General features: G+C 70.1%; 13 protein-coding genes and 1 tRNA gene. 8 read left to right on the top strand and 6 right to left on the bottom strand.

Annotated elements, in window-relative coordinates:
- Positions 1 to 14 precede the first annotated feature (14 nt).
- Entirely contained in the window at positions 15 to 266 is a 252-nt protein-coding gene (locus tag ACFOM8_RS03945; RefSeq protein ID WP_377759504.1) for a BolA family protein, read from the bottom strand.
- A gap of 67 nt (positions 267 to 333) precedes the next feature.
- On the opposite strand from ACFOM8_RS03945, the gene ACFOM8_RS03940 reads away from it, so the two are divergent.
- Positions 334 to 960, top strand: a complete 627-nt coding sequence (locus tag ACFOM8_RS03940) for a DnaJ domain-containing protein (protein ID WP_377759502.1) — start codon at positions 334 to 336, stop codon at positions 958 to 960.
- A 74-nt stretch (positions 961 to 1,034) separates the two neighbouring features.
- On the opposite strand, the gene lnt is transcribed toward ACFOM8_RS03940, so the two are convergent.
- Positions 1,035 to 2,507 carry an apolipoprotein N-acyltransferase gene (lnt, locus tag ACFOM8_RS03935; RefSeq protein WP_377759500.1) on the bottom strand — a complete coding sequence of 491 codons (1,473 nt, stop codon included), beginning with the start codon at positions 2,505 to 2,507 and terminating at the stop codon, positions 1,035 to 1,037.
- Positions 2,508 to 2,516: 9 nt separating this feature from the next.
- On the bottom strand, positions 2,517 to 4,514 hold the full coding sequence (locus ACFOM8_RS03930) for a DEAD/DEAH box helicase (RefSeq protein ID WP_377759498.1): 1,998 nt from the start codon (positions 4,512 to 4,514) through the stop codon (positions 2,517 to 2,519).
- A gap of 279 nt (positions 4,515 to 4,793) precedes the next feature.
- On the opposite strand from ACFOM8_RS03930, the gene argS reads away from it, so the two are divergent.
- The 7 genes from argS (at position 4,794) to ACFOM8_RS03895 (ending at position 11,654) form a co-directional block, all read left to right on the top strand.
- A complete protein-coding gene (argS, locus tag ACFOM8_RS03925; RefSeq protein ID WP_377759496.1) occupies positions 4,794 to 6,536 on the top strand; it encodes an arginine--tRNA ligase in 1,743 nt (580 codons plus the stop codon).
- A 72-nt stretch (positions 6,537 to 6,608) separates the two neighbouring features.
- Positions 6,609 to 7,739, top strand: a complete 1,131-nt coding sequence (locus ACFOM8_RS03920) for an SPOR domain-containing protein (RefSeq protein ID WP_377759494.1) — start codon at positions 6,609 to 6,611, stop codon at positions 7,737 to 7,739.
- Positions 7,739 to 8,728: a glycoside hydrolase family 3 N-terminal domain-containing protein gene (locus tag ACFOM8_RS03915; protein ID WP_377759492.1), complete on the top strand. Its 990-nt coding sequence runs from the start codon at positions 7,739 to 7,741 to the stop codon at positions 8,726 to 8,728. The genes ACFOM8_RS03920 and ACFOM8_RS03915 overlap by 1 nt, the downstream gene beginning before the upstream one ends.
- 86 nt (positions 8,729 to 8,814) lie before the next feature.
- Positions 8,815 to 9,630 carry a segregation and condensation protein A gene (locus ACFOM8_RS03910; protein WP_377759491.1) on the top strand — a complete coding sequence of 272 codons (816 nt, stop codon included), beginning with the start codon at positions 8,815 to 8,817 and terminating at the stop codon, positions 9,628 to 9,630.
- 59 nt (positions 9,631 to 9,689) lie between these two features.
- Positions 9,690 to 10,322, top strand: a complete 633-nt coding sequence (scpB, locus tag ACFOM8_RS03905; protein WP_377760060.1) for an SMC-Scp complex subunit ScpB — start codon at positions 9,690 to 9,692, stop codon at positions 10,320 to 10,322.
- Positions 10,312 to 10,515 (top strand): hypothetical protein, encoded by a 204-nt coding sequence (locus ACFOM8_RS03900; RefSeq protein WP_377759489.1) that lies wholly within the window; start codon positions 10,312 to 10,314, stop codon positions 10,513 to 10,515. The genes scpB and ACFOM8_RS03900 overlap by 11 nt, the downstream gene beginning before the upstream one ends.
- A gap of 38 nt (positions 10,516 to 10,553) precedes the next feature.
- Positions 10,554 to 11,654 (top strand): THUMP domain-containing class I SAM-dependent RNA methyltransferase, encoded by a 1,101-nt coding sequence (locus tag ACFOM8_RS03895; RefSeq protein WP_377759487.1) that lies wholly within the window; start codon positions 10,554 to 10,556, stop codon positions 11,652 to 11,654.
- Between the two features lie 66 nt (positions 11,655 to 11,720).
- On the opposite strand, the gene ACFOM8_RS03890 is transcribed toward ACFOM8_RS03895, so the two are convergent.
- The 3 genes from ACFOM8_RS03890 to ACFOM8_RS03880 all read right to left on the bottom strand — a co-directional run bounded on the left by ACFOM8_RS03890 (position 11,721) and on the right by ACFOM8_RS03880 (position 13,554).
- The gene (locus ACFOM8_RS03890; RefSeq protein ID WP_377759486.1) at positions 11,721 to 12,788 is read right to left on the bottom strand and encodes a 2'-deoxycytidine 5'-triphosphate deaminase; all 1,068 of its coding nucleotides are present in this window, start codon (positions 12,786 to 12,788) and stop codon (positions 11,721 to 11,723) included.
- A 57-nt stretch (positions 12,789 to 12,845) separates the two neighbouring features.
- A tRNA-Pro gene (locus ACFOM8_RS03885) sits at positions 12,846 to 12,923 on the bottom strand.
- Between the two features lie 79 nt (positions 12,924 to 13,002).
- On the bottom strand, positions 13,003 to 13,554 hold the full coding sequence (locus tag ACFOM8_RS03880) for a MerR family transcriptional regulator (protein WP_377759484.1): 552 nt from the start codon (positions 13,552 to 13,554) through the stop codon (positions 13,003 to 13,005).
- Positions 13,555 to 13,558 lie beyond the last annotated feature (4 nt).

Below are 13,558 nucleotides of genomic sequence, written 5' to 3'. Positions count from 1 at the left end.
TCGGCGCCGATGCCTCACCCCTCGGACAGGTCGAGCGCCAGGGCATGGATGCGGTCCACGATGTCGCCCAGGGTCCGGTGGACCAGCCGGTGCCGCTGCACCCGGCCGAGGCCCGCAAAGGCGGGGCTGGCCATGCGGATGCGGAAATGGGTCTGGCCGCCGTCGCGGTATCCCGCATGGCCGCGGTGGCTTTCGCTTTCGTCGATCACCTCCAGCCGCGTGGGGTTCAGCACAGCCAGCCTTTGGCGCATTTCGTCGGCAATCATCCGTCAAGACCTTTCATGTCGCGTCAAAAACCCTAAACTGCCGCCTCCGAGTCGCAAAGGTGCCCCAATGAGCAGGAACGACCCGTTCGGATTCGATATTTCGGCCGCGAAGGACAAGAAGCGCAAGAACAAGGGTCGCCGCGGCATGTCGGGCGCCTTCGAGACCTCGACCCGCATCTGCGACAAGCAGGGCTGCGACGAGCCCGGCCAGTATCGCGCGCCCAAGAACCCCCGGCACCTGGACGACTATTTCTGGTTCTGCAAGGACCATGTGCGCGAATACAACGCGAACTGGAACTATTTCCAGGGCCAGTCCGAGGAAGAGTTCCAGCAGTTCATCGACAACGCCACCGTCTGGGAACGCCCGACCAAGCCCTTTGGCCGGGCCGCGCAAGAGGACAAGTGGGCGCGTCACGGCGTCAGCGACCCCCTGGAAATCCTGGGCGCCAACGGCACCGCGCCCGAGGCGCGCGCCAAGGCCAGCCGCAAGCTGCCGCCGACCGAGCGCAAGGCGCTGGACATCCTGGAGGCCAAGGACAGCTGGACGCGGGCCGAGATCCGCAAGCAATACAAGTCCCTGGTCAAGGATCTGCATCCCGACATGAACGGCGGCGACCGCTCGGACGAGGATCGGCTGGCCGAGGTCGTCTGGGCCTGGGATCAGGTCAAGGACAGCCGGTTCTTCAAGGATTGAAGGCGGGCGGGGGGCTGCCGCCCCCGTCCCCTGACGGGGACTCCCCCGCGGGTATTTGTGCAAAGAAGAAGGGGTCAGCCCGACCTGCGGCGGACAAGCGCGGCGGCGAGAGCGGCCAAGGCAAGCAGGACGGCGGGGGCGCCGCCCCAGGCCATCCACGAGGTTTCGGGCAGGGGCGCGGGCAGGGTGGCGTCGATCTTGCCCTGGACGCCAAGGCCAAGCGACTGGCGGATCTGGCCGCGCGGGCCGATCACCGCGCTGATCCCGGTGTTGGCCGCGCGGATCAGCGGCAGACCGGATTCGATGGCCCGCAGCCGGGCCTGGGCGAGATGCTGATAAGGCCCCGAGAACCGGCCGAACCAGGCGTCGTTCGTGGCTTGCAGCAGCCATGCCGGGCGGCGGTCCAGTTCGCGCAGGTGCTGCGGGAAGATCGCTTCATAGCAGATCAGCGGCTGGAAGGGGGGCACCCCCGGCGCGGACATGATGGCCGGGCCGGGGCCCGCGGAATAGCCGTTGCCTTGCTGCGCGGCAAAGGCGCCGATGCCGACGCGGGCCAGCGCATCGCCCCAGGGGACGTATTCCCCGAACGGGACAAGGTGGAACTTGTCATAGGGAACGCCGACCGTCGCGTCCGGGTTCAGCGTGACCAGGCTGTTGTAGAAGCGGCTGCCGTCCCGCCGCTGGATGCCCATCACCAGCGGCGCGCCTGCCGCCTGGGCCATGGCGGGCAGGACCGGACCCGCATCCTCCAGAAGAAAGTTCACCGCCGTTTCCGGCCAGATCACCAGATCGCGCCGGCCGGGCGCCGCCGACAGGTCCAGCAGGCGCTGGAAGAACGCCGTTGCCCATTCGGGATCCCATTTCAGGCGCTGTTCGGCATTGGGCTGGACGACGCGGACAACGGTCCGCGTGTCCGGCGGCAGGGGCTGCGCGAGCCGCGCCAGTCCCGCCGCCCAAAGCCCGCCGGTCAGCGCCAGCGCCATGGCGGCGGCGGGCAGCAGGCGGAGCAGCGAGGGGAGAACGGCCAGGGCCAGCGTGATCAGGCTCAGCCCGATCGCCCCGGTCCAGGCGGCGGTTTGCGCAACGGGCGTGTCGATCCAGACATGGCCGGTCAGCGACCAGGGCAGGCCGGTGAAGATCCAGCCGCGCAGCCAGTCCGACAGCACCAGCGCCGCCCCAATGGCCAGGGCGCGGCGGGGGGCGCCGCGTGCAAGGCGTGCGGCCAGCCCCGCCGGAACGGCCCAGAACAGCGCGCCGCCAAGCGCCAGCAGGACCAGCGCGAAGGGCGCCATCCAGCCATAAATTTCGGGCTCGACCAGGAACGGCTCGACGATCCAGCTCATCGACAGGCCGAACCAGCCGAGGCCTCCGGCCAGCAGGGGCCAGAAGGCGTTGTCCGTCCGGGCGGCGCGGTGGATCAGCAGCGCAAGCGCCACCGGCGTGGCGATCCAGAGGCCGAAGGGCGGCAGGCCAAGGGCCGCGATCAGGCCAAGCGCCAGATCAACCCCAAGCCGCCGCAGCGGCATTCGTCCCGTCAGGGCGCGCATGGGCGGCGATCAGGCGTCCGCGTCGGCGTTGGGCTGAGGCTCGGCGGCCTGGGCCTCGTCCGCCTTCTTGCGGCGGGTGCGCTTGGGCTTGGGGGCTTCGGCGGCCTCCGCCTCGGCGGTGTCCTCGGTCTTCTTGCGGCGGGTGCGCTTAGGCTTTTCCGCAGGCTCGGCGGGAGGTTCCGCAGCCTCGGCTTCGGCCTTCTTGCGGCGGACGCGCTTGGGCTTGGGCGCTTCGGCGGCCACCGGCTCGGCCGCAGGGGGCTCATCGGCGGGGGCATCGGCCTCGGACGTCCCGGCGGCGGGTTCGGCTGCCGTCTCGGCGGGCGCGGCCTCCGGGGCTTCGGCCGCGGGCTCGTCCCGATCGGCGGGGGCCGGGACTTCCGTCACGGCTTCGGCAGCTTCGGCTGCCGGCGTCTCGGCGGGCGCCGCGGCGTCGGTCCGGGGATCGGCCTTCTTGCGGCGGTTGCGGCCGCGGCGCGGCTTGTCGGCCGGGGCGGCGGCCTCGACGGCCTCGACCGGCTTTTCGGCGCGTTCCTCGGGTTCGGCGGCAATGGACGCCAGGGCCGGACGCAGTTCGACCAGCATGAATTCCGGCACATGATCGCCCATGCCGACCACCGCGGGGCCGCGGTGGTCTTCGCGGCGGCCCCGGCGGTCGCGCGACTGGTCGCGGCGATCGTCCCGCCGGTCCTCGCGGCGCGGTTCCTCGCGCGCCGCTTCGGCCGGGCGTTCCTCGCGCGGCTCGCGCCGTTCCTCGTCGCGGCCGCGGGACTTGTCGCGTCCCCGGCCCTTGTCGCGGTCGCGGCCGCCGCGGCGGTCTTCGCGCCCGGCATTGCGGTCGGTTTCGGACAGGGTGAAGCCCTCGGGCAGAGGCGCGCGGGGCAAGGTTTGCTTCACGAGGTTCTCGATGGCGGACAAATACTTCTCGTCGGACGGAGTGGCAATGCTGAAGGCGCTGCCCTTGCGTCCGGCGCGGCCGGTGCGGCCGATGCGGTGGACGTAATCCTCGGCATGGGAAGGCAGGTCGTAGTTGAACACATGGCTGACCGCGGGAATGTCCAGGCCCCGCGCCGCCACGTCGGAGGCCACCAGCAGGCGCAGCTTGCCGTCGCGGAAATTGTCCAGCGTGCGGGTGCGGTGGCTTTGGTCCAGGTCGCCATGGATGGGCGCCGCGTCATAGCCGTGCTTGGCCAGCGACTTGGCGACGATGTCCACGTCGGTCTTGCGGTTGCAGAAGATGATGGCGTTTGTGACCTTCTCACCTTCCGCGTCGATCAGGGCGCGCAACAGGTCGCGCTTCTGCTTGGCGGCCAGATCCCGGCGCGAGGGCGTCAGCTCGACCAGCTTCTGGGTGATCGTCTCGCTTGTGGTGGCCTGGCGGGCGACCTCGATCCGCTCGGGGGCGTGCAGAAAGGTGTCGGTGATCCGCTCGATCTCGGGCGCCATGGTGGCGGAGAAGAACAGCGTCTGGCGGGTAAAGGGGGTCAGCTGGAAGATGCGTTCGATGTCGGGGATGAAGCCCATGTCCAGCATCCGGTCCGCCTCGTCCACGACCATGATCTGCACGCCGGTCAGCAGCAGCTTGCCGCGTTCGAAATGATCCAGCAGACGGCCCGGCGTGGCGATCAGCACGTCCACGCCCCGGTCGATCAGCTTGTCCTGTTCGCCGAAGCTGACGCCGCCGATCAGCAGCGCCTTGGTCAGGCGGGTGTGCCTGGCATAGGTGTCGAAATTCTCGGCCACCTGGGCGGCCAGCTCGCGGGTTGGGCACAGCACCAGGGAACGCGGCATCCGCGCGCGCGCCCGGCCGCGGCCCAGCATGGTGATCATCGGCAGCACGAAGCTGGCCGTCTTGCCGGTGCCGGTCTGCGCGATCCCAAGCACGTCGCGGCCTTCCAGCGCGGGCGGGATGGCGCCGGCCTGGATCGGCGTCGGCGTTTCGTACCCGGCCTCGGACACGGCCTTCAGGACGTTGGGGTCCAGCTTCAGATCGGAAAATTTGGTCATTCAGGGGCTTTCCAAGACTTGCGCGCCGCTTGTCTGGCGCGATGCGTTCCATTGCCGCGTTGCCCGGATGGCTGGTGCGGCCTGCAATGGGACGCAAGACTCGAACGCCCCCTCAGCCGGCCCGCCGGATGCGGGCCATGCAGCGACTTAGACCAAGCGGGCGGCCACGTCAATGTTTTCGCCCGGAAACCTTGCGTAAATGGCCCCGTTCCGGGGGCTTTCGGTTGACCATGCCCCGTTCCAGGCGGTAACCGGCGGGCGACAGTCAGGAAAGCGACCATGAACCTATTCACCGATCTGCGCGGCGTCGTCCTGGCCGCGCTGGACCAGATGACGCAGGCGGGCGAGCTGCCCCGGGGCCTTGATTTCGCCAATGTCGCGGTCGAGCCGCCGCGCGATCCCGCCCATGGCGACATGGCCACCAACGCCGCGATGGTGCTGGCGAAACCGGCGGGCATGAAGCCGCGCGAGATCGCCGATCGGCTGGCCGCCCGCCTGACCGACCCCCGCATCGCGGCGGCCGAGGTCGCGGGGCCGGGCTTTCTGAACCTGCGCCTGTCGCCTGCCGTCTGGCAGGGCGTGGTCGGCGCCGCCATCCGCGAAGGCGCGGCGTTCGGACGCTCGGCTATCGGCGCGGGGCAAAGGGTCAACGTGGAATTCGTCAGCGCCAACCCGACGGGGCCGATGCACGTGGGCCACGTGCGCGGCGCGGTCTTCGGCGATGCGCTGGCGAACCTGCTGTCGTTTTCCGGCCATGAGGTGACGCGCGAATACTACATCAACGACGGCGGCGCTCAGGTCGACGTGCTGGCCCGGTCCGCTTATGAGCGTTACCGCGAGGCCAACGGGCTGGAGCCCGAGATCCGCGAAGGGCTTTATCCCGGCGACTACCTGATCCCCGTGGGCGAGGCGCTGAAGGCGAAATACGGCGACAGTCTGCTGGACCGTCCCGAATCCGACTGGCTGGCCGATGTCCGCGATTTCGCCACCGAGGCGATGATGGCGATGATCCGCGCCGACCTGGCCGCACTTGGCGTCCGCATGGACGTGTATTCCAGCGAAAAGGCGCTTTACGGCACCGGCCGGATCGAGGCCGCGATCGAGCGGCTGCGGTCCATGGGCCTGATCTATCGCGGCGTGCTGGAGCCGCCCAAGGGCAAGCTGCCCGAAGACTGGGAGGAGCGCGAGCAGCTTTTGTTCCGGTCCACCGCCCATGGCGACGACGTGGACCGGCCGATCCAGAAATCGGACGGCGCCTGGACCTATTTCGCCCCCGACATCGCCTATCACTGGGACAAGATCGACCGGGGCTTCGACCAGTTGATCGACGTGTTCGGCGCCGATCACGGCGGTTACGTCAAGCGGATGCAGGCGGCGGTGGCGGCGTTGTCGAACGGGCGCGTGCCGCTGGACATCAAGCTGATCCAGCTGGTGAAGCTGTTCAAGAACGGCGAGCCGTTCAAGATGTCCAAGCGCGCGGGCACATTCGTCACCCTGCGCGACGTGGTCGAGGAAGCGGGCGCCGACGTGACCCGCTTCATCATGCTGACGCGCAAGAACGACGCGGCGCTCGATTTCGACTTCGCCAAGGTGCTGGAACAGTCCAAGGACAACCCGGTCTGGTATGTCCAGTATGCCAGCGCACGGGTTCATTCGGTGCTGCGCCGGGCGACCGAATCAGGCATCGACGTGAGTGATTCGGCTTTGGCTGCGGCCGATCTGGCGATTCTGGCGCATCCGGCGGAACTGGATCTGGCGCGGAAAGTTGCCGAATGGCCCCGGCTTGTCGAACATGCGGCCCGCGCCCACGAGCCGCATCGGGTGGCGTTTTTCCTGTACGACATCGCCTCCGACCTGCATTCGCTGTGGAATCGCGGCAACGACGACACGTCCCTGCGTTTCGTGCAGGATGGCGATCCGGCCACGTCGCAAGCAAAAATCGCGCTGGTGCGTGCAGTTGGCGTTGTTATTTCAAGTGGTCTTGCTATCCTTGGGGTCACGCCGGCCAAGGAAATGCGCTGAGATACAAGGCGCCCCAGCCGGTCGGAACGGGCAGTCAAGTTCAAGTCGGATCAACCGGCAGGCAGGCAGGCTATGGCAGTGATGGATTACCGCGAAGGCGGCTATGTGTTCTCGCGTCACAAGGTGAAGCGCGAATTCTCGTATGATCAGCGTGGCTGGGACGACCAGGTCGGGCCAAGCGGGGACGGGCAGACCGGCGAGGGCCTGACGGCCCGCTTCGCGCGGCTGACCCATTACCTGGGCGCGGTCGCGTCGGTGGCGCTGATGGTCGGGCTGATGGTCTGGGGCTGGCAGCTGGTGTCGCGCGACGTGTCGGGGGTTCCGGTGATCCGCGCCATCGTGGGCGATGCCCGCACCGCGCCTTCCGAACCCGGCGGCGAGCTGACCAACTACACCGGCTATGCGGTCAACACCGTGGCCGAGGGGGTCGAGCATCAGCCCGCCCAGCAGGTCGCCATCGCCCCCGCGCCCGTGGGCCTGTCCGACGAGGATGTCGCCATGGGCCAGCTGGGCGCCACCGCCCGCGAGCCTGCCACCTCCCCCGAGGTTCCGCTGAGCTTTGCGGGCGATCCCATCGTGCCGCTGTCCGACAGCGAGGCCCGCGCCCTTGCCGAAGCCCGGGCCGAGGCCGAGGCCCAGCGGCTGGCCCTGGCCGACAGCGCCGTGCAGAACGCCACCATTATCGACGCCCCCGCCAGCGAAGGCCCCGTGAACGAGGCCCTGACCGACGAGAACGGCGCCCCCGCCCAGGCCGCGGCCATCGCCGAGGCCCTGGTCCAGGCCCAGGCCGAGGCCAATCCCGGCGTGCTGACCGCCTCGACCCGGCCCGCGCCGCGCCCGCGCAGCACCCGCGTGGCTTCCGCCGGCACCACCGCCACCGATGCCCGCCCCGTGGCTGCCGAAAGCCGCCCGGCCGAGGCCCCGGAAGACCGCCCCGAGGCGGCCCCGGCCGTGTCGCAGGCCAGCGGCCCGCAGGTCCAGCTGGGCGCCTTCGACAGCAACGCCATCGCCGCCAGCGAATGGAACCGGCTGATGAACAAGCATGTCGTTTTCGGCGGCAAGCAGCAGGTCATCCAGCAGCATCAGTCGAATGGCCGCACCTTCTGGCGGCTGCGCGTCGCGGGCTTCGATTCGCTTTCCGAAGCCCGCCAGTTCTGCGCCGCCCTGAAATCGGCGGGCACGGACTGCCTTGCCCTGAACTGATGCCTGCCAACGCCACCATCCTGGGGGGCATTGCCGGAACCGCGCTGACGGCGGCCGAGCGGGACTTTTTCCGCGCGGCCGATCCCTGGGGATTCATCCTGTTCGGGCGCAACGTGGACAATCCCGGCCAGCTGCGCCGCCTGACGGGCCAGTTGCGCGATGCGGTGGGGCGCGATGCGGTCATCACCGTCGATCAGGAAGGCGGCCGGGTCCAGCGTCTGCGCGGCCCCCACTGGACCGACTGGCCCGCGCCGCTGGATCAGGCCGCGGCCGGGCCGCGCGCGATGTGGCTGCGCTATCACCTGATCGGACGGGAGCTGCGCGCCGCGGGCATCGACAGCAACTGCGCGCCCACGCTGGACGTGGCGCAGGACGACACCCATCCGTTCCTGCGCAACCGCTGTCTCGGCGCGGACCCCGGCACCGTTGCCGCCCTTGGCCGGGCCGCCGCCGACGGAATGCTGGCGGCGGGCGTCCTGCCGGTGATGAAGCACATGCCGGGCCACGGCCGGGCCATGGCCGACAGCCATCACGGCCTGCCCACCGTCACGGCCGGGCCGGACGACCTGGACGCGATGGACTTCGCCCCGTTCCGCGCCCTGCGCGACCTGCCCATGGGCATGACCGCGCATATCCGCTTCACCGCGCTGGACGACGCGCCCGCCACGGCATCGGCCCGGATGATCGGACTGATCCGGGACCGCATCGGCTTTGACGGGCTGCTGATGACCGACGACATCACCATGAACGCGCTCTCGGGGTCCGAACCCGAACGCGCGGCGGCCGCGATCGCCGCGGGCTGCGACCTGGTGCTGCATTGCAACGGCACGATCGCCAGCATGGAGGGGGTCGCCGCCGCCGCCGGGGCGATGACGCCCCAGGCACGGCGCCGCGCGGCCGCCGCGCTGGCGCAGCGCCGCGCGCCGCCTGACAGCGATCCGGCCGCCCTGATGGCCGAATGGCGCAGCCTGACGGCGGCCACCGCCTGATCTGATCCCCGCTTGACAGGGCTGCCGCCCTGGCCGACCCTTGCCGCCCCGCCCACCTTGCCGCCCCGCCCAAGGCGAAAAAACCCGTGACCCGATCCGACATCCCCCATCTGCGCGCCGTTCCCGACGCCGAGACCGTGGCGCAGCGCCGCGCGGACGAGGCCCTGATCGTCGATGTGGACGGCTACGAAGGCCCGCTGGATCTGCTGCTGACGCTGGCGCGGGTGCAGAAGGTCGATCTGATGAGGATCTCGGTGCTGCATCTGGCCGAGCAATACCTGGCCTTTGTCGAACAGGCCCGCGCGCTGCGGATCGAACTGGCCGCCGATTACCTTGTCATGGCCGCCTGGCTGGCCTTTCTGAAGTCCCGCCTGCTTCTGCCCCCCGACCCCGAAATCGAAGGCCCGACCGCCGAGGACATGGCCGCCCACCTGGCCTTTCAGCTGGAGCGCCTGCAGGCCATGCGCCAGGCGGCGGCGCGGCTGATGGCGCGCGACCGGTTGGGGATCGGCCGGTTTCCACGCGGCGCGCCCGAAACGGTCGCTCGGACGCGGCGCACCGAATGGCAGGCGGGGCTGATCGACCTGATGCGCGCCTATGCCCGGCTGAAGACCCGCGGCGAGTTCCGCCCTTATGCCTTCGACCGGCGCGATGTCTTCACGATGGAGCAGGCCTTGGAACGGCTGCGCGGGATGATCGGCTATGCGGGCGACTGGACGGACCTGTCCGACTTCCTGCCCGAAGGCTGGGACGCCAAGGGCGCGCGCCGCCGGTCGGCCACGGCGGCGACCTTTGCCGCCTCGCTGGAGCTTGCGCGCCAGGGCCGGATCGAGATACGGCAAAGCGACCCTTTCGCGCCGATCCGCTTTCGCCGCAAACCCCCGACGCCCGACCAGCCGTGACCGATCAAGCCCCCCCGACCCAAGCCGCCCCGGCCATCGCGCCCGCTATCCCCCCCTCCATGGCCGAGCAGGAGCGCATGGTCGAGGCGCTGTTGTTCGCCTCGTCCCGCCCGGTCACGGTGCGCGAACTGGCCTGTCGCCTGCCCGCGGGCTGCGATCCGGCCGAGGCGCTGGCGGGGCTGCGCCGCGCTTATGCCGGGCGCGGGGTGGTGCTGGAGCGGATCGGCGACGGATACGCCTTCCGCACGGCGCCGGATCTGTCCTTCCTGATGCAGACGGAAACGGTGGAACAGCGCCGCCTGTCGCGCGCGGCCATCGAGACGCTGGCGATCATCGCCTATCACCAGCCCGTGACCCGCGCCGAGATCGAGGAAATCCGCGGCGTGGCCGTGTCGCGCGGCACCCTGGACCAGCTGATCGAGATGGAATGGGTCCGCATCGGCCGCAGGCGGATGACTCCGGGACGGCCCGCGACATTCGTGGTGACGGAAACCTTTCTGGATCATTTCGGCCTGGAATCCGCGCGCGACCTGCCGGGGCTTGCCGAACTGCGCGCGGCGGGCCTGCTGGAGGCGCGTCCGCCGGCCGAAGGCTTGCGCGCCCCCCTTGCCGCGGGGGACGAGGATGACAATATCGCTGCGGCCTCCTTTGCCGAGGATTTGTTCGAGGACGACCGACCGCATGAGCCTTGATTCCATCATCAACATGCTGACCCGCATGATCACCCGCCGCGCCATGGCCTGGGGCATCAACAAGGGCATCGGCCGGATCGCGAAATCCGGCGGCAAGCCCGCCAAGGTTTCCGCCAAGCGGGCGCGCGACATGCGCGCAGGCGTCAAGCGCGCCCGTCAGGCCGCCCGCCTGACCCGCCGCATCGGGCGCTGACCCTCGCCTTTGCCGCGCGGCCGGGCTAGGGCTGCGCGATGGATGACCGATTCGAGATCTTTCTGGTGGCGACGCCCGGGCTGGAGGCGCCCCTGGCCGCCGAAGCCGCGGAGCTTGGCTGGAAACCGGTGGTGCAGCCGGGCGGCGTGACGATCACCGGCGGCTGGCCGGACGTGTGGCGCGCGAACCTGTGGCTGCGCGGCGCCACGCGGGTGCTGGCGCGCGTGGGCCAGTTCCGCGCGCTGCATCTGGCGCAACTGGACAAGCGGGCGCGGAAGTTCCCCTGGGCGTCCGTTCTGCGGCGCGACGTGCCGGTGCGGGTGGAAGCCGCCTGCAAGGCCAGCCGCATCTATCACGCCGGCGCCGCCGCCCAGCGGATCGAGCGTGCCATCGCCGAGGAACTGGGCGCGCCCCTGGCCCCCGACGCCGCCCTGGTCGTCAAGGCGCGGATCGAGGACGATCTGGTGACGATCAGCCTCGATACGACCGGCGAGTCGCTGCACAAGCGCGGCCACAAGGAAGCCGTCGCCAAGGCCCCGATGCGCGAAACCATGGCCGCGATGTTCCTGCGCGCCATGGGGTTCGACGGCAGCCAGCCGGTGCTGGATCCGATGTGTGGGTCGGGCACCTTCGTGATCGAGGCGGCCGAGATCGCGGCGGGCCTTGCGCCGGGCCGCAGCCGGGCTTTCGGGTTCCAGCAGCTTGCCAGCTTCGATCCCGCTGGCTGGGAAGGCATGCGGGCCGCCGCCTCGCCGCGCCCCGCGCCCCCGCAGTTCTTCGGCAGCGACCGCGATGCGGGCGCCATCCGCATGAGCCAGGTGAATGCCGAGCGGGCGGGGGTCGCGGGGCTGACGCGCTTCGAATGCCGCGCCATCGGCGAGTTGCAGCGCCCCGACGGGCCGCCCGGCATCGTCATCGTGAACCCCCCTTACGGCGCGCGCATCGGCAACAAGGGTCCGCTGTTCGGATTGCACGCCGCGATGGGGCAGGTGTTCAAGGAACGTCTGGGGGGCTGGCGCGTGGGGATCGTGACCGGCGAGGGGGGACTGGCCAAGGCGACCGGGCTGCCGCTGGAATCCGGGCCGGTGGTGGCGCATGGCGGGCTGAAGGTCCGGCTGTGGCAGACGGGGACGCTGTAGCCCCCGAAGGCCGGGGGTTTCACACCCCCGGACCCCCGTGGGATGTATGGACAAAGGTGAAAAGCCCTAGCGGAACTGCTTGGCGAGCTTCAGGCCCTGGCCCTGATAGTTCGACTTGATGCCCGCGCCGTAAAGCCGGTCGGGACGGGCAGCCATGCGTTCATAAACCAGGCGGCCCACGACCTGGCCGTGTTCGAGGACAAAGGGCGCCTCGTGGCAGCGGACCTCCAGCACGCCGCGCGCGCCGGTGCCTGCGGTGCCGACGCCGAAGCCGGGGTCGAAGAAGCCCGCGTAATGGACGCGGAATTCGCCCACCATGGCCAGATAGGGCGCCATCTCGGCCGCGTAATCCGCAGGGATCGCCACCGATTCGCGGCTGACCAGGATGTAGAAGGCGCCGGGGTCGAGGATCAGGCGGCCGTCCGCCGTGCGCAGTTCGTCCCAGAAGTCGCGCGCCTCATAGGCGCCGATCCGGTCCAGGTCGATCACCCCGCTGTGGGGACGGGCGCGATAGCCCACCAGATCGCCGCCGGAGGGCTTCAGGTCGACCGAAAAGCCCAGGCCCTGGTCGATCAGCGCCGGGCCGCCCACCAGAGGCTCGCGGGCGTTCAGGTCGCGCAGTTCGGCATCCGTCAGCACCGCCTGGCCGCGCCGCAGCCGCAACTGGTTCAGCCGCATTCCCGGGCGGACCAGCACCGAAAAGCTGCGCGGGCAGATCTCGGCGTAAAGGGGGCCGTCATAGCCTTCCGGCAGGCGGTCGAATTCGGTGCCGCCATCCGCCACCAGCCGGGTCAGCAGATCCAGCCTGCCGGTCGAGGACTTGGCGTTGGCGACCGCCGTCAGGCCGGCGGGCAGGGACAAGCGTTCCAGCAGCGGGACCAGATACACGCAGCCGCGTTCCAGCACCGCGCCCCCGGTCAGGTCCATCTGGTGCATTCGCAGGTCGGCCAGCCGGTCCATCACCCGGCTTCCCCGTCCGGCCAGAAAGCTGGCGCGCAGGCGATAGGCGACCGTTCCAAGCCGCAGGTCGAGGCTGGCGGGCTGGATCTGCCCGGGGATGATCGCCGGCTCCGCTGTGATCGCGCCGCTCTGGATCAGATCGCGGATGCCGCTGTCGGGAAGAACGCCGTTCATGCCAGTCCCCTTCATGCGAAAACGCCCATCCCCGCAAGGGGATGGGCGTTTTCGAAATGGTCGGGCCGGCGAGATTCGAACTCGCGGCCTTCCGCCCCCCAGACGGACGCGCTAACCAGACTGCGCCACGGCCCGACGCGCACCGTATAGAGCGATCCGGCGGCGCTGCACAAGGGCCGCGATGCGGAAATCTGCGCGTCACGACCCGGGAATGTCAGCAAATCCGCGCCAGGGCCTCGCGCAAACGGGCCAGCGTCGCCCGCTGCCGGGGCGCGGCGGCATCGGCGGGGCGAAGATCGCGCAGGCGGGCGTTCAGGGCGACCACATCGGCCAGCCATCCCGACAGCGGCGTCTTGCCCGGTGCCGTCCTGCGACGGCGATGGCGCGACCTGGGACCATGAAGCGCCCCATCGCCTTCGGCTTCGGGGCCGTCGGTCTCGGGCAGGAGTTCGTCGGCCTCGTCGGCCTCGTCGAGGTCGGCGAGACCGGCCAGCCGTTCTTGCCCGCGTTCGCGGACGGTGGCGCCGCGGTCGCGGGCCAGCAGCTTCTTGGCGCCCCGGATCGTCAGGCCCTCGTCGCGCAGCACGGTGCAAAGGCCCGCCGCCAGCCGCACGTCCTCGGGGCGGTAATAGCGCCGCCCGTCGGGGCGCTTCATCGGTTTCAGCAGCGGGAACTGGGTTTCCCAATAGCGCAGCACATGGGGTGCCACGCCCAGAAGCCTTGCGACCTCGCCAATCGACCGGAATGCGTCTGCGCCCTTCGTCATTCGG

It is taken from the genome of Paracoccus angustae (assembly GCF_042648745.1).
GTDB classification, from domain to species: domain Bacteria; phylum Pseudomonadota; class Alphaproteobacteria; order Rhodobacterales; family Rhodobacteraceae; genus Paracoccus; species Paracoccus angustae.
This window is presented reverse-complemented; position numbering and strand designations above follow the sequence as displayed.

What these genes read in the sequence shown, in the direction of transcription:
- ACFOM8_RS03900 (WP_377759489.1), top strand. Translation starts at nt 10,312, where the DNA reads ATGAGCCTTGATTCCATCATCAACATGCTGACCCGCATGATCACCCGC.
- ACFOM8_RS03920 (WP_377759494.1), top strand. Translation starts at nt 6,609, where the DNA reads ATGGCAGTGATGGATTACCGCGAAGGCGGCTATGTGTTCTCGCGTCAC.
- ACFOM8_RS03895 (WP_377759487.1), top strand. Translation starts at nt 10,554, where the DNA reads ATGGATGACCGATTCGAGATCTTTCTGGTGGCGACGCCCGGGCTGGAG.
- ACFOM8_RS03890 (WP_377759486.1), bottom strand. Translation starts at nt 12,788, where the DNA reads ATGAACGGCGTTCTTCCCGACAGCGGCATCCGCGATCTGATCCAGAGC.
- lnt (WP_377759500.1), bottom strand. Translation starts at nt 2,507, where the DNA reads ATGCGCGCCCTGACGGGACGAATGCCGCTGCGGCGGCTTGGGGTTGAT.
- ACFOM8_RS03915 (WP_377759492.1), top strand. Translation starts at nt 7,739, where the DNA reads ATGCCTGCCAACGCCACCATCCTGGGGGGCATTGCCGGAACCGCGCTG.
- ACFOM8_RS03945 (WP_377759504.1), bottom strand. Translation starts at nt 266, where the DNA reads ATGATTGCCGACGAAATGCGCCAAAGGCTGGCTGTGCTGAACCCCACG.
- ACFOM8_RS03880 (WP_377759484.1), bottom strand. Translation starts at nt 13,554, where the DNA reads ATGACGAAGGGCGCAGACGCATTCCGGTCGATTGGCGAGGTCGCAAGG.
- ACFOM8_RS03930 (WP_377759498.1), bottom strand. Translation starts at nt 4,514, where the DNA reads ATGACCAAATTTTCCGATCTGAAGCTGGACCCCAACGTCCTGAAGGCC.
- ACFOM8_RS03940 (WP_377759502.1), top strand. Translation starts at nt 334, where the DNA reads ATGAGCAGGAACGACCCGTTCGGATTCGATATTTCGGCCGCGAAGGAC.
- scpB (WP_377760060.1), top strand. Translation starts at nt 9,690, where the DNA reads ATGGCCGAGCAGGAGCGCATGGTCGAGGCGCTGTTGTTCGCCTCGTCC.
- argS (WP_377759496.1), top strand. Translation starts at nt 4,794, where the DNA reads ATGAACCTATTCACCGATCTGCGCGGCGTCGTCCTGGCCGCGCTGGAC.